Origin of the sequence: Arthrobacter sp. NPDC093125, from assembly GCF_044754225.1 — a bacterium.
Taxonomy (GTDB): domain Bacteria; phylum Actinomycetota; class Actinomycetes; order Actinomycetales; family Micrococcaceae; genus Arthrobacter.
This window is the reverse complement of sequence record NZ_JBIVOQ010000001.1, coordinates 582,904-600,903: the sequence shown is the minus strand read 5'-3', so window position 1 is coordinate 600,903 and position 18,000 is coordinate 582,904. Positions and strand designations below refer to the sequence as shown.

At 66.3% G+C, this 18,000-nt stretch carries 18 protein-coding genes and 1 pseudogene; 13 read left to right on the top strand and 6 right to left on the bottom strand.

Annotation, left to right across the window (positions count from 1 at the left end; translation table 11 throughout):
* Positions 1-95: 95 nt before the first annotated feature.
* Together ACIP9X_RS02780 and ACIP9X_RS02775 are read left to right on the top strand one after the other, a co-directional pair.
* Positions 96-1,475 carry an MFS transporter gene (locus tag ACIP9X_RS02780; RefSeq protein WP_400478185.1) on the top strand — a complete coding sequence of 460 codons (1,380 nt, stop codon included), beginning with the start codon at positions 96-98 and terminating at the stop codon, positions 1,473-1,475.
* Between the two features lie 52 nt (positions 1,476-1,527).
* On the top strand, positions 1,528-2,304 hold the full coding sequence (locus ACIP9X_RS02775; RefSeq protein ID WP_400478184.1) for an SDR family NAD(P)-dependent oxidoreductase: 777 nt from the start codon (positions 1,528-1,530) through the stop codon (positions 2,302-2,304).
* Positions 2,305-2,349: 45 nt separating this feature from the next.
* Here the strand turns inward: ACIP9X_RS02775 and ACIP9X_RS02770 are convergent, their stop codons facing one another.
* Entirely contained in the window at positions 2,350-2,754 is a 405-nt protein-coding gene (locus ACIP9X_RS02770) for a DUF5997 family protein (protein ID WP_400478183.1), read from the bottom strand.
* 90 nt (positions 2,755-2,844) lie between these two features.
* Here ACIP9X_RS02770 and ACIP9X_RS02765 point away from each other — a divergent pair, with 90 nt between their 5' ends.
* Complete coding sequence (locus ACIP9X_RS02765; RefSeq protein WP_400478182.1) at positions 2,845-3,585, top strand: LysR family transcriptional regulator substrate-binding protein; 741 nt, start codon at positions 2,845-2,847, stop codon at positions 3,583-3,585.
* A 226-nt stretch (positions 3,586-3,811) separates the two neighbouring features.
* Entirely contained in the window at positions 3,812-4,447 is a 636-nt protein-coding gene (locus ACIP9X_RS02760; RefSeq protein WP_400478181.1) for a LacI family transcriptional regulator, read from the top strand.
* Positions 4,448-4,599: 152 nt separating this feature from the next.
* On the opposite strand, the gene ACIP9X_RS02755 is transcribed toward ACIP9X_RS02760, so the two are convergent.
* The 3 genes and pseudogenes from ACIP9X_RS02755 to ACIP9X_RS02745 all read right to left on the bottom strand — a co-directional run.
* Positions 4,600-4,929 carry a hypothetical protein gene (locus tag ACIP9X_RS02755; protein WP_400478180.1) on the bottom strand — a complete coding sequence of 110 codons (330 nt, stop codon included), beginning with the start codon at positions 4,927-4,929 and terminating at the stop codon, positions 4,600-4,602.
* 157 nt (positions 4,930-5,086) lie between these two features.
* The gene (locus ACIP9X_RS02750; RefSeq protein WP_400478179.1) at positions 5,087-5,698 is read right to left on the bottom strand and encodes a GNAT family N-acetyltransferase; all 612 of its coding nucleotides are present in this window, start codon (positions 5,696-5,698) and stop codon (positions 5,087-5,089) included.
* Between the two features lie 188 nt (positions 5,699-5,886).
* Positions 5,887-6,551: pseudogene (locus ACIP9X_RS02745) on the bottom strand (bile acid:sodium symporter family protein); the annotation flags it as partial.
* A 96-nt stretch (positions 6,552-6,647) separates the two neighbouring features.
* Here ACIP9X_RS02745 and ACIP9X_RS02740 point away from each other — a divergent pair.
* The 9 genes from ACIP9X_RS02740 to ACIP9X_RS02700 all read left to right on the top strand — a co-directional run bounded on the left by ACIP9X_RS02740 (position 6,648) and on the right by ACIP9X_RS02700 (position 16,204).
* Positions 6,648-7,787: a diguanylate cyclase gene (locus ACIP9X_RS02740; protein WP_400478178.1), complete on the top strand. Its 1,140-nt coding sequence runs from the start codon at positions 6,648-6,650 to the stop codon at positions 7,785-7,787.
* 115 nt (positions 7,788-7,902) lie between these two features.
* Positions 7,903-8,205: a DUF4193 domain-containing protein gene (locus ACIP9X_RS02735; RefSeq protein ID WP_400478177.1), complete on the top strand. Its 303-nt coding sequence runs from the start codon at positions 7,903-7,905 to the stop codon at positions 8,203-8,205.
* 58 nt (positions 8,206-8,263) lie between these two features.
* A complete protein-coding gene (locus tag ACIP9X_RS02730; RefSeq protein ID WP_400478176.1) occupies positions 8,264-8,998 on the top strand; it encodes a lytic transglycosylase domain-containing protein in 735 nt (244 codons plus the stop codon).
* A gap of 146 nt (positions 8,999-9,144) precedes the next feature.
* The gene (locus ACIP9X_RS02725) at positions 9,145-9,762 is read left to right on the top strand and encodes a TetR/AcrR family transcriptional regulator C-terminal domain-containing protein (protein ID WP_400478175.1); all 618 of its coding nucleotides are present in this window, start codon (positions 9,145-9,147) and stop codon (positions 9,760-9,762) included.
* Between the two features lie 104 nt (positions 9,763-9,866).
* The gene (locus ACIP9X_RS02720; RefSeq protein ID WP_400478174.1) at positions 9,867-11,090 is read left to right on the top strand and encodes an MFS transporter; all 1,224 of its coding nucleotides are present in this window, start codon (positions 9,867-9,869) and stop codon (positions 11,088-11,090) included.
* A 32-nt stretch (positions 11,091-11,122) separates the two neighbouring features.
* The gene (locus ACIP9X_RS02715; protein WP_400478173.1) at positions 11,123-12,814 is read left to right on the top strand and encodes an amidohydrolase; all 1,692 of its coding nucleotides are present in this window, start codon (positions 11,123-11,125) and stop codon (positions 12,812-12,814) included.
* 99 nt (positions 12,815-12,913) lie between these two features.
* Entirely contained in the window at positions 12,914-13,945 is a 1,032-nt protein-coding gene (locus ACIP9X_RS02710; RefSeq protein ID WP_400478527.1) for an agmatine/peptidylarginine deiminase, read from the top strand.
* A complete protein-coding gene (locus tag ACIP9X_RS02705) occupies positions 13,942-15,717 on the top strand; it encodes an amidase (RefSeq protein ID WP_400478172.1) in 1,776 nt (591 codons plus the stop codon). Before ACIP9X_RS02710 ends, ACIP9X_RS02705 begins: the two co-directional genes overlap by 4 nt.
* A gap of 268 nt (positions 15,718-15,985) precedes the next feature.
* Complete coding sequence (locus tag ACIP9X_RS02700) at positions 15,986-16,204, top strand: hypothetical protein (protein WP_400478171.1); 219 nt, start codon at positions 15,986-15,988, stop codon at positions 16,202-16,204.
* Positions 16,205-16,275: 71 nt separating this feature from the next.
* Here the strand turns inward: ACIP9X_RS02700 and ACIP9X_RS02695 are convergent, their stop codons facing one another.
* Positions 16,276-16,869, bottom strand: a complete 594-nt coding sequence (locus tag ACIP9X_RS02695) for a histidine phosphatase family protein (protein ID WP_400478170.1) — start codon at positions 16,867-16,869, stop codon at positions 16,276-16,278.
* A 71-nt stretch (positions 16,870-16,940) separates the two neighbouring features.
* Positions 16,941-17,978, bottom strand: a complete 1,038-nt coding sequence (locus ACIP9X_RS02690) for an NAD(P)-dependent alcohol dehydrogenase (protein WP_400478169.1) — start codon at positions 17,976-17,978, stop codon at positions 16,941-16,943.
* Positions 17,979-18,000 lie beyond the last annotated feature (22 nt).

Here is an 18,000-nt window from a genome sequence, read left to right as displayed (position 1 = left end):
TAGTAAGTATGGTGACTATTCGGTTGCTGGGTGGTAAACCTTAACCATTCCGCTGAGGAAGCCCGGCGGGCCCGTCTCTCGTAGCGAGGTGAACCATGTCTTCCATGAACCCTGCGAACCAACTGGATGAGCTTGGCCAGAGGACGCTGCGGCGGGTACGCGGCCGCCTCATGCCGCTGATTGTCCTGCTGTACTTCATCGCCTATCTGGACCGGAACAACGTCGGCTTTGCCAAGCTGACCATGAGCGAGGACATCGGCCTCAGCGCCGCCGCGTACGGCCTCGGCGCCGGCATCTTCTTCCTCGGCTACGCGCTGCTGGAGATCCCCAGCAACGCCGGCATGTACAAGTTCGGCGCGCGGAAGTGGATCGCCCGCATCCTGATCTCGTGGGGCATCTTCGCCACGGCCATGGCCCTGGTCAACGGAGAAGTCACGTTCTACATCATCCGGTTCCTGCTGGGTGCCGCCGAAGCCGGCTTCTTCCCGGCCATGCTGTTCTACCTCACGCTGTGGTTCCCCGCCGCGCAGCGCGTCACCGTGCTGGGCATCTTCATCCTGGCCCAGCCGATCTCCAACGCCCTCGGCGCCCCGGTCTCCGGCCTGCTCCTCCAGATGGACGGCATCTGGGGCCTCCACGGCTGGCAGTGGCTGTACATCATTGAAGGCATCCCCGCAATCCTCCTGGGCCTTCTCACCCCGGTCCTCATGACCGACCGTCCAAGCCACGCCCGCTGGCTGGCCGATGACGAGCGTGAATGGCTCACCAAGACCATGGACGATGAACTGGCGCACCACCAGAAGGGCCAGCCGCACCACTTCCTCGCCGGCCTGAAGGACTCGCGCACCATCGCCTACTCGGCCCTGTACTTCGGCCTGGTCTGCGGCATTTATGGCCTGGGCCTCTGGATGCCGACTATCGTGGCCGCGCTCGGCAGGTTCAGCACCACCGAAGTGGGCTTCATCGTGGCCATTCCGTACACGATTGCGGCCGTCTTCGTCTACTTCTGGGGCAAGCGTTCGGACCGCACGGGCAACCGTGTCATGCATGCCAGCATCAGCATGGTGATGGCGGCCATCGGCCTCCTGGCCGCCGGCTACCTGGTGCAGGTCAACGCGATCCTTGCAATGATCGCCCTGACACTTGCGGCCATGGGCATCTACTCCGCCATTGCGCCGTTCCTGGCCATGCCCGCAACCGCCCTGGTGGGCGCTGCGGCGGCAGCCGGCCTGGCAATGGTGAACTCACTGGGTAACCTCGGCGGCTTCGTGGCCCCCTACGCGGTGGGCCTGTTCAATGACGCCACGGGCGACAACCGGTCCGGCCTCGTGTTCCTGGCGGCCTGCCTCGGCATCACGGCCATTGCCACGTTCCTTTACGCCCGCAGGCGCCCGGAGGGACACGTCAAGCCGGGCACGCCCGCCACCGTGGGCGAGGAAGCCGTGGCCGCTGACGAGTTCGACATCAAGAGCTGACGCAAACTTCAGGGCAGGAACCGGGAAACCAGGCGACGAAAGGCTGACAGTCATGACCCACCACGCAACCTTCCCGGCCGAGCGGACTGCCGTATTGACGGGTGCCGCGTCCCCGCGCGGCATTGGGCGGGCGACGGCGGAAATGCTCGCCAGCGGCGGCTGGTCCGTAGCGATTCTGGATATCGACGGCGACGCGGCAAAGAAAGCAGCGGAGGAAATCGCCGACGTCTACGGCGTCAAGGCCATGGGGGCGGGCGCGGACGTCTCTGACCAGGCGACGGTGAACGCGGCCATCAACGAGGTGGAAAGGACAATGCCACCGATCGTCGCCCTGGCCAACCTGGCCGGTATCAGCTCGCCCACCGAGTTCATGGACGAGACGCCCGAAGCTTGGGACCGGGTCTTCAAAATCAACATGACGGGCACGTTCCTGGTGACCCAGCGCGTGCTCAGGGGCATGATCGAGCGCAAACTTGGCAGGATCGTCAGTGTCTCGTCCATCTCGGCCCAGCGCGGCGGCGGCACCTACTCCAAGGTCGCGTACAGCGCCTCGAAGGCCGCGATCATCGGGTTCACGCGGGCTCTTGCCCGGGAGATGGGCCAGCACGGCATCACGGTCAACTGCGTGGCGCCCGGTCCCGTGGACACGGACATCATGGGCGGAACCCTGACCGACGAGCGCAAGGCTGCGATGTCCGCGGACATCATGGTGGGCAGGGTGGGAACCGTGCGCGACATAGCCGCGCTGATGGTCTTCCTGATGGGCGAGGACGCCGGCTACATCACGGCCGCGACCTATGACATCAACGGAGGCCTGCAGGTCTCCTGACCGGCAGCCGTTCTGTCTGGTCCGCCAGCGCTATGCCGCGATGGCCTACTCCGCCCTGGCGCGGGAATTCTTGGCTTCCTTCTTGGCGGCCTCATCCTTGACGCGTTGCGCCTCGGCCCGGACGGCCGCGTGCGTTGCCCGTTCGGTGACCAGCCACTGCGGAGGAGCCTGCAACAGCGCGGTGATTTCCGCCGTCGTAAGCGCCTCATCAACGCCGCCGCGGGCGAGGCCGCTGATGGAGACGTTCAGTTTCTGGGCCACCACCGGGCGGGGGTGCGGGCCGTTGCGGCGCAGTTCGGCGAGCCACTCCGGCGGGTTTGCCTGCAGCTCCGCGAATTCGGCGCGGGTGATGGTTGAATCCTGGAACTCCTGGGGTGTTGCGGGCAGGTAGATGCCAAGCTTCTTGGCAACAGTGGCCGGCTTCATGGACTGGGAGTTAGCAGAGGTCATGCCTCAAGGGTATCCGGCTGCCGGCAGGGGACGCACCAACGGCAGGACCGTCCGGGGCCGCCCGCCCGCTGCTGGCGGTACTGTGAACGTGTGTCCGCTGAAGAAGATCCCACGCTAGCCCCTGCCCCGCCGGAACCCGAGCAGCGGGTGCTGCGCTTTGCGTACGTTGCCGGCGTTACGCCGGGCAAATGGATCCGGCGTTGGGAAGAGCGGATGCCGGATGTTCCCTTGCGTTCCTTCATGTCCGACGGCGGCACCCAGCTTTCCGTTCTCAGCGACGGTGCCGCTGACCTCAGTTTTGTTCGCCTGCCAGTGGACCGCGAGGGCCTGAACGTCATTCCCCTGTATGAGGAACAGCCCGTGGTGGTGGCCCCCAAAGGCCATGAGATCTCGGTGTTTGAGGAAGTTGCCCTTGAGGATCTCGCGGAGGAGACCTTCCTCGATGCTGACGAGCTTGGCGGCCCGGAGACCGCCATGCAGGTGGTGGCTTCGGGCGCGGGCCTGCTGATCCTGCCCATGTCCGTGGCCCGGCACTTCAACGTCAAGGACACCGTGGCCCGCAGGCTCACCGGAGCGCCCGGCACGCAGATCGCGCTCGCCTGGCCCAGCGATGCCACGGACGAGGTGATCGAGGAGTTTATCGGCATCGTCCGCGGCAGGACGGCGCAGAGTTCCAGGCAGCCGTCCGCGAAGGTGGAAAAGCCCAAAAAGGAGCCGAAACCGGACCGCCGCGGGACCGGCGGCGCCAAGAAGCCCAAGGTCGCCCAGCGCTACGCGCCGAACCCGGACAAGGGCCGCGGCAAGGGCTCCCGGAAAAAGGGAAAGCGCTAAAACCTGCTCCGCGCACCACCTATTCGGGTGGGCCCGGGTGGTGCTTCCGCTGGCTCCTCCAAGGTTTTCAAAAGCCGGGCGACGGACGATGGCGGTGTTTAACGGACGCGTTCTGAAGTCACTGAACCGTCACTGACCACCGACCACCCCGGCGGGTGCTATGAAACCTGGATCGAACCCTACTATTCGTGACGTTGCCGTCAGGGCGCGTGTTTCACTGACCACGGTGTCCTACGTACTGTCCGGACGGCACGGCGGCACCACCAGGATCAGCCAGGCCACCCAAGACCGCGTGCTGGCCGTCGCCGCGGAGATCGGGTACGTGGCCAACCAGGCCGCCCGGGGCATGCGCCTGGGCCGCACGGACAGGGTCGCCATCGCGATCAGCGACCTTGAATGGCCGCCCGACCGGGCCCTTGCCGCGGCTGCCGCGTCCATTCTGCCCCGGCATGGCTACCAGGCCGTCCTCATTCTGGGCAACGCGTGGCGCCAATTCATGTTGTCGGGCGGAGCTGACGGGATCATCGTAGGCCTCATCCCGCCGCACATCACCGAGGACGCCACCGTCACGGAACTGGCCAAGCGCGGTGTTGCCCAGCTGGTCATCTCGGCGGACATGCAGCCCGCCGGCTTTGATGTTCTGGTTCCCGGCGTTGCTGATCCCGCTTCCTCGGCCGCCGGCGCGGAGTCGATCTCCGAAATGGCCGTGGGGATGCTGGTGGACCGGCTGGCCGGTAAAGCGCCAGTGGAGGGCGTCCGCGTGCCCGCCCCGAGGAGGCTGACGCTGCGGGGCTCGTCGCTGGACGCGTACCGCGAAACCCAGCCTGGTATTGGCGCTTTCACCCGGATCGAACGCACCTAGGGCCTGCGGTCGGTTCCGCTCAACCGGCCCCGCCGCGCTCGCGCGGCCCGGGCCCGCTCGCGCGGCCTTGGCCACGGCCGGTCATGCGGGGGAGGGCCGGTCGTGACAGGAAGGACTGGGCGGCTGCAGTTGTTCCACCGCCCGCGAGAATCTTAGCTGGCTACGGCGTAGTCACTGACGACGGCGGCTTCGTCCATGGTGAAGCCGCACTGGCAGCGGTAGGTGACGGGACGCTCGGCCGGAGCCGGCAGGGCCTCGGCGAAATCGGACAGCCCGCCCACCTGCAGGGGCTCGCGCGGAGACAGTTCGTTCGGGTCGACGATCTGCATGGGCCGGCGGCAGTGCAAGCGGGTGCTGAAGGTGGCCATGAGGCCGGTATCCAGTGCCGAAAGGATCTCTTCGGCGGGACCGGCGACTGCGCCGGTCCGGAGTGCACGCACCGTGCTGGCTGTGGCGGCCTGGCGTCCTTCAAGGGTAATCATGTTCATTCCTTTGGGCTTTGCACGGGGCCGCCGGCTTTGGCGTCCCCGCCGCGAAACTGCTTGCGGGAGTAATGCTTACCGGGTAAGCAAAGCATGCTTACTATTGGTGGCGCAAAACGGAAGCGGGGCGGAAGCGCCGGTAAGGGGCCTGCCCGGCCTAGAAATCGATGCGCATCACAGCACGCCGCGGGGTGGGCCTGCTGACCTCGGAGAACCCGGCATCCGCGAAGATGCTGCGGCTGCCAACATACAACTCACCCCACTGGAATTGCTGTCCCGGCCGGTTCACGAGGGGGTAGCCTTCGACCGCGCGGGCGCCGCGGTCACGGGCAAATCCGACGGCGGCACTCACCAGGGCGCGGCTGACACCGCGGCGCCGGAAACCGGTGCGGGTGACGAAGCAGGTCACGGCCCAGACGGAGTCGTCGGCTCTGTCCTCATTCCGGCCGGCCCAGGGGACCCGGGCGTAAAGCAGGCGCACGTACGCAGTGCGGGGCTCCACGGCACACCAGCCCGCCGGCTCGCCGTCCACATAGGCGACGAGGCCGCTGGTGGTGCGGCCCGCTGGGTTTCCGCATCCTGCCTGGCTGCGGAGGCGGTCGGCGCGTTCCTCCACCGGCACCGAGCTCCAGTCCTTGTCCCGAATTTTGAACCACTGGCACTGGCAGCCGGACGCTTCACCCCGCGTGCCCATGACCGCCCGAAGGTCATCCCATGGCGCTTCGTTTGCCGGCACTATCCGGATGTCGCCTGCCGGTCCTTGTTCCACTCCGCGGCACCGCCTCTGTTGAAACCCTGCACCCTCTCTGGACCGCCGCGCCTGCGCGGCTGGTTCCGAGGGTGCCAGCAGGTTCCCTGGAGGTCAAGGGTGGGCCAAAGCAGGAACGGCCAGCCCTCTTGGGGGCGTGCCGCAACGGTGATGCAAGAGCCCGGCCAGGAGCCGCCGTCGGGGTCTCCTCAGTGCTCCCCGCGCAGGGGTTTCCGGGCGAGCCACGCGGCGACAGCCGCGCCGGAGATGTTGTGCCACACCGAGAACACAGCCGAAGGCAGCGCGGCCAGCGGACTGAAGTGGGCGGTGGCCAGCGTCGCGGCGAGCCCCGAGCTCTGCATGCCGACCTCGAAGGCCAGGGCCCTGCGTGCCCTGTCGTCCAGCCGCCCCAGCTTGCCCGCGAGGTATCCGAGCCCGAGGCCGAAGCCGTTGTGAAGCACCACCGCGAGGAACACGATCCCGCCGGCGGCCAGGATCTTGCCGGCACTGCCGGCCACCACCACGGCCACAATGAGGGAAATAACGACGGCGGACGCCCACGGCAGCGCCGGCAGGGCCTTCGCGACGAGGTTCTTCAGATAAGCCCGCGCGAGGAGTCCGGCTGTGACCGGAAGCAGGACGGTCTTGAGGATGTCCAGCACCATGCCTCCGGCGTCGATGGTCAGGAACGATCCGGCGAGGAAAAGCACCAGGACCGGCGTGATGATGGGGGGACGAGGGTCGAGGCGCTGGCCACGGCCACTGACAGCGCCACATCGCCTTTGGCCAGGAAGGCCACGACGTTCGAGGCCGTGCCGGAGGGCGCGCACCCCACGAGGATGAGTCCCACCGCCAGCGCGGGCTCGAGCTGCAGGAAGCGGCGGGCATCGGAAATGTTGCAGGCGCCCCGGTGGTAGTGCCGCTAGAGTGCGATACTAATCAGCAACGATGGGGATTCGGGGGATGGGGAATGGTCCTGGATACGGCAACACTGCGGGTCGCCTTCGCAGTGATGGCGCTCGCGTTGGGCCTCCTTTTCTACTTCTCGGCCTACCGCCACACACGCTCCCCGTACAGCGGCTGGTGGTGTCTCGCCCTGCTGCTCTTTCTCGGGGGTTCTGCCTGCTTCCTGCTGAACGGAACGCCGCACCAGTGGTGGGCCAACACGCTGGGCAACGTCCTCCTCGTGGCCGGCGCAGGAAGCGCATGGGCAGGGGCACGTTCACTGCGCACGCCGCAATACAACTTCTGGCTCCTCGGGGCTGCGCCGGTCCTGGCAGGCGTAGCTGCGGCGGTCGACAGTCCGGGCACGAACACCTGGGCCGGAGGCGCGGTTTTCCTCGCGTGCATGTCTTTGATGATCGGGCTCACCTGCCGCGAGCTGTGGCGGCTGGAGCCGGGGTATTCAAGGGTCCGCATTCCCATGGCCATCGCGGCCGGCGGCGTATCGCTGTTCTATTTCGCCCGGCTCGTGGTCTTCCTCATTGCCGGGCCCTTCAGCCCAACGTTCATGACGTACTTCGGCTCCGCGATCACCACGCTCGTCACCATGGTGCTTCTGGCAGTGGTCTCGTTCAGCATGGCGGGACTCAGCACGGAGCAGCAGACGCGCGCCCTAAGAACCGTCGCCAGCCAGGATGGCCTCACCGGGCTCCTCAACCGGGCCACGTTCCAGGACATGGCGGCCGAACAGCTCCGCCGCCTTCAAGGGATCAAGGCCGCTGGAACCGTAATCCTGGCGGACCTGGACCGCTTCAAATCGATCAACGACACCCACGGCCATGCGGCTGGTGACCTGGCTCTGCAGGCTTTTGCAGATGCCTGCCGCGCAACCGTCCGCTCCACCGACCTCGTAGGAAGACATGGGGGCGAGGAGTTCATCATCTTTGCACCGGGGGCCAGCCCCTACCGCGCGGAAACCATCGCGGCCGAAATCAGCCGACGCCTCGCCGAGGGGTCCATTCCGGATGTCCCGACTATGCCGACCGTCAGTTACGGGATCGCCGTCGTGCCCGCGGGGACGCTCAGTCTGGAGGAGCCGATCGCCGTCGCGGATGCGGCACTTTATGAAGCAAAATCGCAGGGCAGGAACCGCGCCGTCCTGGGCTAGCGCGGCAACGTTCGGGGGTGTGACTCAACGCTCAGCTTCCGTGACGCGGGAATACGCAGGCTATGGTGTACGTTGGCTTCCCGTCAGCACAAAACATAGGAATGAGAATCTCCCCGTGGCAACCGATTATGACGAAGTACGCTCCGACGTCAAAGAATCACAGGAAAACTCCCTTGAGGCCCTGCAGTCCGCGAACGCTCCGGATGCCCGCAGCGTTGTCCGCGAGCTGGATGAAGCGGATGCCTTGGACGATGCCGTCATCCCCGGCGGCGAGTTCGTCGCCGAGGAACTGGTCGTCCAGGTAATCCCCCAGGGGCAGGACGAATTCACCTGCTACTCCTGCTTCCTGGTCCGGCACCGGTCCCAGATTGCGCGCGAAAAGAACGGGCACGCTTACTGCGTGGAGTGCGAGGGCTAGACAGGGTGCCTCCGGGCAGCTGCCCGAGGAAGCCTCATGAAGGAGCTCCGGCCAGGCCATGCTCCGTCTGAAGCGCCTCGCAGTTCTCAGCATTTTCGCGTTCTGCGTCATCACCGGGTTCTCCTTCTGGGTTCTGGGCAAGCACCGCCTCCAGCCCGCGCCGCCACAGGCGACGGCGGTGTTCGCGCCGCTCGCGGCCGACAGCGCCCATGCCGTGAAAATCAGTAAGAGCACGATCAACCCGCGGTGGCTTGCCAGGACTGCGGCGCAGGCCGGCATTCCGCCGCGCGCGCTTCAGGCCTACGCGGCCGGCGCCGCCCTGGCCAACGCCACCGCCCCGGCGTGCAGGATTGGCTGGAACACAGTCGCCGCCGTCGGATTCATCGAAACCGCCCACGGAACCTACGGCGGCGGACGGCTCACTGCTTCCGGGCTCCCGAGCCAGCCGATCGTCGGCCCCAGCCTTAACGGCGACGGATTCGCCGCCATCGCCGACTCCGACGACGGCACCCTGGACGGCGACGCGGTCTGGGACCGCGCGGTCGGACCCATGCAGTTCATTCCCGGCACGTGGCAGCAGGCAGGGCGGGACGCGAACGGGGACGGGACGGCGGATCCCCACAATATCGACGACGCCGCCCTCAGTGCTGCCTCGTACCTGTGCGCCGGCGGCCGCGACCTCACCACCGCCGAAGGGTGGACCGACGCCATCTACTCCTACAACCAGTCCGAGTCCTACGTCGCCGAGGTGGGGGAGCAGGCCAGGGAGTATGCCGAGGCTGCCGCCCGCTGATCCGCAGGGAACAAGGAGCTGAACGGCAACGTTCCGCCCTCCCGCTGCGGCCCTCCCGTTACTCCGGGGCCTATCAAGCATGACAGCGGTGACTCCCGGGTTTCAGGCCGGTAGATTGAACGGACCATTCACGCCGAGGAGTCTTCATGCCGCGCCCGCGATCGCCGCTCTTGTCCGTAGATGCCATCGTAAGTGCGGCCTTGTCCCTGGTCGATTCCACCGGCGACTTCAGCTTCCCCAGGATGGCCAGGGAGTTGGGCGTCAGCCAGGCGGCGCTGTACAACTACATCGACAACCGTGAGCACATCATCGAACTCATGCGGGGGCGCATCTTTTCCGATCGGACGCACCTCGTTACAGATAACCTCCCGTGGGAAGAGGCCCTCCGCGCCCTGGCCAGGGAATACCGCGCCCGCCTGGTGGGTCACCCGCGGCTGGTGCCGCTGCTCGTGACACAGACGATCCAGGATCTGGCTGTCATGGGCTTTTATGAGGACATGGCCACCGTTCTCGGCAACGCAGGGTTGGACGCCTCCGCCATCGTGCCCGCCATCACGACGGTGGACTACCTTGCCCTCGGATCTGCCCTTGACCTGACAGCCCCAGACGATGCCTGGTCTGCCCCGGACGACAGGTTCCCGGCTCTCTCACTCGCCGCTGCCCACCTGAAAACGCGGGAGGAACGCGCCGAGGCGGCGTTTGAATTCGGCTTGGAGGTACTGGTGTGCGGTGTCCAGCGGGCAGTCGCCAGAGCGGATTTCTGAAAGCCTTTCAGTAAAACTCTTGTGCTGGCGGACGGTGATCCTCATAATAAATGAAGGCCATTCATTTATGGCAGCATTCACTCCATCTCAATGAGGAGATCTTCATGGCACAGGACGAGACCACCAAAGGGCGCGTACCCCTGACGGCTACGAGAGGGATCTCGGTTTTCGGCATCAGTGTGGTCGGCTTCATGACCGCCAACCTTGTGCCCGTCATGATCGTTGCCCTGACAAGGGAGATCGGCTTTTCCGACGCCGAGGCGGGGACCTTGATGACCGGCTCGCTATTGGCATGTGCCCTGACGTGCCTCTTGACCTCCAAATGGGCCGCGCGCAGCGGCAGGTACGTGGTTGCCCGCGCGGGTCTGATGCTGACCGCGACAGGATTCGGCGTCGCCGCGTGCATTCCGTCACCTGGTGTTGTCATCGCCGGGGTGCTGCTTGGCGGGCTTGGCGCCGGAGGTGCGGTCTCCGCGGGCGGTGCAGCACTGGGAGCCCTGCGCAATCCTGACCGCGCATCCGGTATCAGCGGCCTGACTAACCGGGCGGTCGTGTCCGTCGTCCTCTTCGCCATTCCGGTGCTGGGAGCGGGGATGGGCAGCGCCTTCGGCCTGCTCGCAGGCCTTGCCCTGGCGGCCCTGTTCACGACTGCTTGGCTGCCGGACCGTCCATCCGACGAAGCTGCGCCCGTCCAGGTGGCCCACCCGGCGAAAACCGCGAGGACTACCACCATCGCCGGCATCGGCTTGCTGGCCTGCTTCGCGCTGTGGGCACTCAGCGAAGACTCGCTGTGGGCCGTCGCGGCCACGATGGGCGCGGACCAGGCGCACCTCGACGAAACCGGAATGGGCCTCGTGCTGAGCCTCTCCACCCTGGGTGGCCTCCTCGCTTCAGGCCTGATCGGGCTGGCAGGCCGCCGGCTCGGACGGACGGTCCCATTGGCCGTCGCGCTCCTGGCAGGTGCCGCACTGAAGCTGTTGTCCGGAATAGTGACCGATCCTGGCTGGTATCTGGCGGTGATCATCGCCTGGAACACCATCTACACTCTGGCCTTCATCTACATCGTGGCCATCGCCGCCGCCTTGGACGCTACCGGCCGTTGGTCAGCGCCGGTGCTTGGTGTTTACCTCATCGGGTCGTCCTTCGCTCCGTTCTTCGGCACAACCGTCTCGGCAGCGGCAGGTTACAACGTCCTTGGCTATTTGCTCGCCGGCATGACGCTCATCCTGATGGTTCCGTTGCTTCTGATTTCTCGGATTTCCGTGCGTAGTGAGAGCGCCCCGGCGCAGGAGCTGACCGCAGACATCAACAGAGCGGCGGTCGTCTGATGCCCGCCTCCTTTTCTACAGAAAGCACTCCGTTGACTGAACCCACGCTTTACACTAATGCCACCGTTTTCACCGCTGACGGCTCCTTCGCGGAGGCCTTCGTCGTGGAGGGCTCCCGCTTCATCCACGTCGGTGACGAGCCGGCAGCGCGCCGCGCGGCCGGGGAAGGGGCTGCCGAAGTCGACTTGGACGGAGGATTTGTCCTTCCCGGCTTCATCGACGCCCATACGCACCTGCTGATGATGGGTCAGGCCCTCCAGAAAGTTCCCTTGCGTGAGGCGAAGGACCTGGACGATCTGCAGCGCCGCCTGCGCGAGGCAGCTGCCGCCACGGACGCACCCCGGCTCCTGGGCGGACAGTGGCTCTACAGCATTCTTGACGGACGGCACCCGTGCAGGCAGATCATTGATGAGGCCGTGCCGGACCGTCCCGTCTACCTTGATGCAAATGACCTGCACTCGGTCTGGGTGAACAGTGCGGCACTGGCCGAACTGGGAATCGACGACGAGACGCCCGACCCCATCGGCGGTCAGATCGGCCGGGACCCGGTGACGGGGAAGGCCGACGGAATGCTGTACGAAACGGCGGTGCAACAGATCGTCTGGCCTGCGCTTGCGGCGCACGCCAGGGACGAGGACAGGGATGACCAGCTGGAGGCCGCCTTCGCCAACTACCTCGCGGTTGGAGTCACCGGGGCAGTGGACATGGCGGTCCAGGACGACGATATCGCTGCGTTCAAACGAGCGCTGGAACGCCACGGCGGGACTCTCCCGATCAGGGTCAAGGGCCACCTCCTCGTGTCCCGCACCGGATCTGACGCCGATAACGTGGCACAGGTTGCCAAAGCCGCCCGCCTCGCCGCTGAGCTCAATACGGAGTGGCTGCAGGTCTGTGGGATCAAGCTGATGGTGGACGGCGTCATCGACAGCTGCACTGCCGCCATGAAAGAGCCCTACGCGGACGGCTCCTCGTGCGAGCCCGTCTGGGACCGCGAATCCCTTACCCCCGTGGTGGTCGCGGCGGATGCGGCCGGCCTGCAAATAGCCTTACACGCCATTGGGGATGAAGCATCCGACATCGCACTGGACGCCTTGGAGGAGGCGTACCGCCGCAACGGTGCCGTGAACCGCCGGCACCGGATCGAGCATCTGGAGACGGTGACGGAGGCCAACGTCAAGCGGCTTGCCGCGCTGGGGGTCGTGGCATCGATGCAGCCGGTCCACGCTGATCCGGCCATTCAGGACAACTGGCGCAGCGTCCTGGGCGACCAGCGCACCGAGAGGGCCTTCCCGTGGACCGAATTCACTGCCGCCGGCGCAACCCTGGCATTGAGCACTGACGCACCCACGGCGCCCCATCAGCCGCTACCCAACATGTACATTGCGTCAACCCGGCTCTCCGCGCTGGATCCTTCCTTGGAGGCTAACCTGCCCGAATACGCCCTGGAGCTCGCCGACGCACTTTGCCATGCCACCCGCGATGCAGCCTTCTCCTGCCGGGCCGAGGACCGGCAGGGCCGCATCGCCGCCGGCTATCTCGCCGACTTTGCGGTGCTGGCCACCAACCCGCTCCAGGCCGAACCCTCCCGGCTGCTGACCAACCACGCCCGAATGACTGTCGTGGGCGGCAAAGTCGCCTTCTACGCCGGCGCCATCACAGCTGCCGACACCGCCACAGTCCACGGCAACGCCCGGGACGGGCACCACGTCCGCCAGGACGCCTGAAACGACATGCCAGACCTTACGAACCAGAGGAACATCCTGTTGAAACCGGCCACTGCTTTGCAGAGCAGCTCATCTCTCCCTGCGGAACTGACACACCACATGCCCGCCGAGTGGGAGGCCCACCACCGTACGTGGATGGCCTTCCCGCCGCCGAATGAGACCTTCGGCCCGGTGGGGAGCCCAACGCTGGACCGGGCACGCGCCGCATGGTCCAGTGTCGCGCGCACCATTGCCCGCTATGAGCCCGTCACGGTGGTCGCCGACCCCCGCGACGGGACTGCGGCACGGGAATGGTTCGGGGAGGGCATCGCCGTGGTGGAGGTCCCGCTCGACGACGCGTGGTTGCGGGACAGCGGGCCCACATTCGTCCGCCAGCCGGACGGGGCGCTGGCCGCCGTCGACTGGGTTTTCAATGGCTGGGGCGCCCAGCGGTGGGCAGCATGGGGCAGGGACCGTGAGATGGCCCGCGCCGTGGCGGCGGAAGCAGGAGTTCCGGTCCGGCCCAGCTCCCTGGTCAATGAGGGCGGAGGATTCCATGTGGACGGCGAAGGAACCGTCCTCCTGACAGAGACGGTGCAGTTGGATCCGCAGCGTAATCCGGGCGCCACCAGGGAATCCGTGGAAGCCGAGATCCACGCTGCGCTGGGGACCAGCAAGGCCATCTGGCTGCCCCGGGGACTCACACGCGACTACGACGAATTCGGCACCCGCGGGCACGTGGACATCGTCGCTGCCTTCGCCGGCCCCGGCACTGTGCTGCTGCACCGCCAGGATGACCCGGCCCACCCGGATCATGAGGTCTGCAGGGAGCTGCACGCCGTCCTCGCGGGGGAGGTGGATGCGCAGGGCCGGCCCCTGCGCATCATCGACGTCCCCGCACCCACCGTTGTGAAAGACGACGAAGGGTACGTCGACTGGTCCTACATCAACCACTACGTGGCCAATAACGTGGTGGTGCTGTGCGGCTTCGACGACCCGAACGACGCCATCGCCGCCGGGATCCTCGAACGTGCCTATCCGGGCCGGGCGGTGGAACTGGTTGATGCGCGTGACATCTTCGCCTTCGGCGGGGGCATCCATTGCATCACCCAGCAGCAACCCGCACGCGCAACGGAAGGCCGGACACAATGAGCATTTCCAATCCCATTGCTTCGTCCAACACCCGCCTGTCCACTACCGGGAGCCGGTTCAGCGTGGTGGAAGCCACCATTAAGCAGCTGCGCGGGGCGCTGGAGGGAGGCGAGGTGACCAGCGAGGAACTGGTCCGTCAGTACCTGCAGCGGATAGAGACCTATGACAGCTCCGGCATCCGCCTGAATGCGCTGGTGGTGATGAACCCGGATGCTTTTGCGGAGGCGAGGGCCTCTGACAAACGCCGTGCGGAGGGAACCGCTCTTGGCCCGCTGGACGGCATTCCCTACACCGCCAAGGACAGCTACCAAGTGCGCGGGCTGACCGTCGCCGCAGGTTCTCCTGCCTTCAAGGACCTGGTGGCGCAGCGTGACGCCTTCACCATTGAGCGCCTGCGCGAGGGCGGGGCCGTCCTGATCGGCCTGACCAACATGCCGCCGATGGCTAACGGCGGTATGCAGCGGGGTGTCTACGGCCGCGCGGAAAGCCCTTATAGCGCTGATTACCTTTCGGCTGCGTTCGCTTCAGGTTCCTCGAACGGTTCGGGCACGGCGACGGCTGCCAGCTTCGCGGCATTCGGGCTGGCGGAGGAGACCTGGTCCTCGGGCCGGGCCCCGGCGTCGAACAATGCCCTGTGCGCCTACACGCCGTCCCGGGGCGTCATTTCCGTCCGGGGTAACTGGCCGCTCGTTCCCACCATGGATGTGGTTGTTCCCCATACCCGGACCATGGATGACCTCCTGGAAGTACTGGACGTGGTGGTGGCCGACGACGCCGAAACCCGCGGTGACTTCTGGCGCATGCAGCCGTGGGTGCAGATTCCAAGGGCGTCCGAGACCCGACCTGCCTCATACCTCGACCTGGCCGTCCCGAGCGCGGCCGCCGCACGAAGCGTGCTGGCTGGCAAGCGCCTCGGGATTCCCCGGATGTACATCAACGCCGATCCCGACGCCGGCACCGCGCCGTCGCCCGGGATTGGAGGGCCTACCGGTCGGCGCATCGATACCAGGCCATCCATCATCGAGCTGTGGAATGCCGCCCGGCGTGACTTGGAGGCCGCGGGCGCCGAGGTCATCGAGGTCGATTTCCCGGTGGTGTCCAACTACGAGGGGGACCGGCCGGGCGCACCCACCATCGCCACCCGCGGCCTGGTATCCCCGGAGTACCTTCGCCGCGAGATTGTGGACCTCTCGGCGTGGGCGTGGAACGACTTCCTCGAGGCCAACGGGGATCCGCACTTGTCCCGGCTGGCCGACGTCGACGGCGGTGCCATCTTTCCCACACCGGACGGGTCCCTGCCGGACAGGTACGACGGCTTCGACGATGACATCAGCGACTACCCGGGGTGGATCCGGGAGCATGGGGTTCCATCCCTGGCCGAGATTCCGCACCTCCCCGAGGGGCTATTCGGGCTTGAGGAGACACGCCGTGTCGACTTGGAACAGTGGATGGGCCTTCTGGGGCTTGACGCCGTGGTGTTCCCCGCCGTGGCCGATGTGGGACCGGCCGACGCTGACCGCAATGAAGAGTCGGCGGACCTGGCGTGGCGCAACGGAGTGTGGGTGGCCAACGGGAACCTCGTCCCGCGGCACCTCGGCATCCCCACGGTCACGGTCCCGATGGGGATGGCAACAGACATCGCCATGCCCGTTGGCCTGACCATAGCCGGCAAGGCCTACAGTGACACCGCCCTGCTGCGCCTGGCGGCGGCGTTTGAAGCGACCGGTCGCCGCCGCGTCCCGCCGCCCCGGACAAGGTCCAACAGCGAGTGAGGCTTTTGTCAGGACAAACTCTTGACCTCGCCCTGTTGGGTGCCCTACGCTTTTTGAACCCCGCAGTTGTATGTGAAGCGCCGCCACGGCCGGCGCCCGCATGCCGGACAGTGAGGACTGCGATGGCGCGGTCCTGCGAACGGCCCCACGAAGGGCCGGACCGGCGAGATGTGGCTTCCCCAATAAAAGGCACCCGGCAGATTCCGACGAACTGCCTCAATCATGACGCACACAAGCACGCACAGAACTAGGACTCTGGAGTACCTCAATGACACAAACCGCTGGACCGCTGGTGCTGGAAGTGACCGCGGCCGATAAAGCAACTTTGCACCGCCGACTCGATCATGCCGAGGTCCTGGCACAGCAGGCGGCGATGAAGGACCGGACGGGCGGGGTGCTGATCACGCGCCACAGCCCGGACAGGTTTACCGTGGCTGTCAGCGAGACTGTGCCTTTCGGACTCACCCGGGAGCTGTCCTCCTGGTAGCTGTCCTCCTGGTAGCTGTCGTTCTGCTCTCGGCCAGGTTCGCCTGAGAGCAAGGTCCTGCCGGCGGCCGCTCAGTCGTGCGCGGCCGCCAGGACCGGCTCGCCGTTGAAGTACTCGAGCTGCCAGCCGTCAATGGCGTGGTGGTGGGCCAGGTTGAGCACGGCGTTGTCGACACTCTGGAGGGTGCGGCCGACCGCGCGGCTGAGGCTCACGCGGAGCAGCGTGCCGTGGGCGACGACCAGGATGCGGCGTCCGCTGAACTCCTCCGCGAGAGCTTCCAGCGCGGCCAGCCCGCGGGTGGCGGCGTCGTCCTCGCTCTCCGCACCGCGGAAACCGCCGGGGATGCGCAGTGCATCCAGTTCAGGGCCGTCCTGCATGCCTTCCGCGGGTCCGAAGGTGCGCTCGGTGAGCTCCGGAACGCGCCGGGTCACGCTCAGCCCCAGCCCCTCGGCTATCAGGTCGGCAGTTTCCGCGGCGCGGCTGAGCGGCGACGAGACAATAGCGTCCCACTCGTAACCGGACAGGACGGCGACGGCGTCGCGCGCCTGCTGGCGGCCGACGTCGTTCAATGGAATGTCGGTGGAACCCTGCAGCCGGCGCTGCGCATTCCAGTCGGTCTGTCCGTGGCGGATGAGGGCGAAGGTTGTAAGGGTCACGGGTTCCATTCTGCCCTGACAAGGGGCCTGCTCCCGAAACTGCAGCTAGTAAGCCGCCTGGCGCAGGAACCGACGCTTGTTCATTTCCAGGGGTACACCAGCGATTTGAGGGAACTGGGATCCTGGTCGCTTTCGAGCGCCTCCTCGACCTGGTCCAGCCCAAAACGTCCTGTGACCAGGGAATCCAGATCGACCAGGCCGCTAGAGGCGAGGTGGATCGCGGCGGGCCAGGTGTTCGTGTATCTGAAGACGCCGGTCAGGCTGATCTCGTAGTTTTGAATGTGCTCCACGGGCAATGTCATCTCCGGGTTGCCCAGCCCCACGAGCACGACATGTCCGGCGGGTCGTACGGCTTGGATCCCGGCGGAGACTGCGCTCGGCGCGCCGCTGGCATCGATGAACGCGTCGACGTCCAGCCCTGCAGTGGCCACGTCAACTGTTGCCGGATCGACGGCGCGGGTGGCTCCGTACCGGAGGGCGCGTTCCCGGCGCTCCGGCACCAGGTCGGTGACAATGACTTCCGCGGCGCCGAAAGCTTTGGCCGTCTGGGCGCAGATGATGCCGATGGGTCCCGCTCCGGCGATGAGGACCGTGTTTCCGGGCTCGACGTGGGCCTTTCGCATGGTGGTGATGGCCACCGAAAGGGGTTCGAGGAGGGCCGCGGCCTCATCACTCAGGTTATCCGGGATGGCGTGGGCGAAGGCGTCCTGGATCACGGCGTATTCGGCAAAGGCGCCGTCGACCGGCGGGGTGGCGTAGAACTCCATCCTGGGGCACAGGTTGTACAGGCCGGCGAGACATTCCCTGCACTTGCCGCAGGGACGCTGTGGCTCAACCGCGACCCGCTGGCCCACGCGGGACGGGTCAACCCCGTCACCGACGGCGGCTATGGTCCCGGATGCCTCGTGGCCAAGGACCAGCGGAGCGTCGACGACGAAATCACCGATCCGGCCGTGGCGGAAGTAGTGCACGTCCGAGCCGCAGACGCCAACAGCCGCGATTTTTACGAGCACTTCACCCGGTCCATAGACGGGAAGTTGGCGCTTTTCCATGGTGATGGTCTTCGTGCCGGCCAAAACACTTGTACGCATCGATTCAGGAAGATCTGCAGTCGACATGGGTCGTCCTTCTTTCACGGAG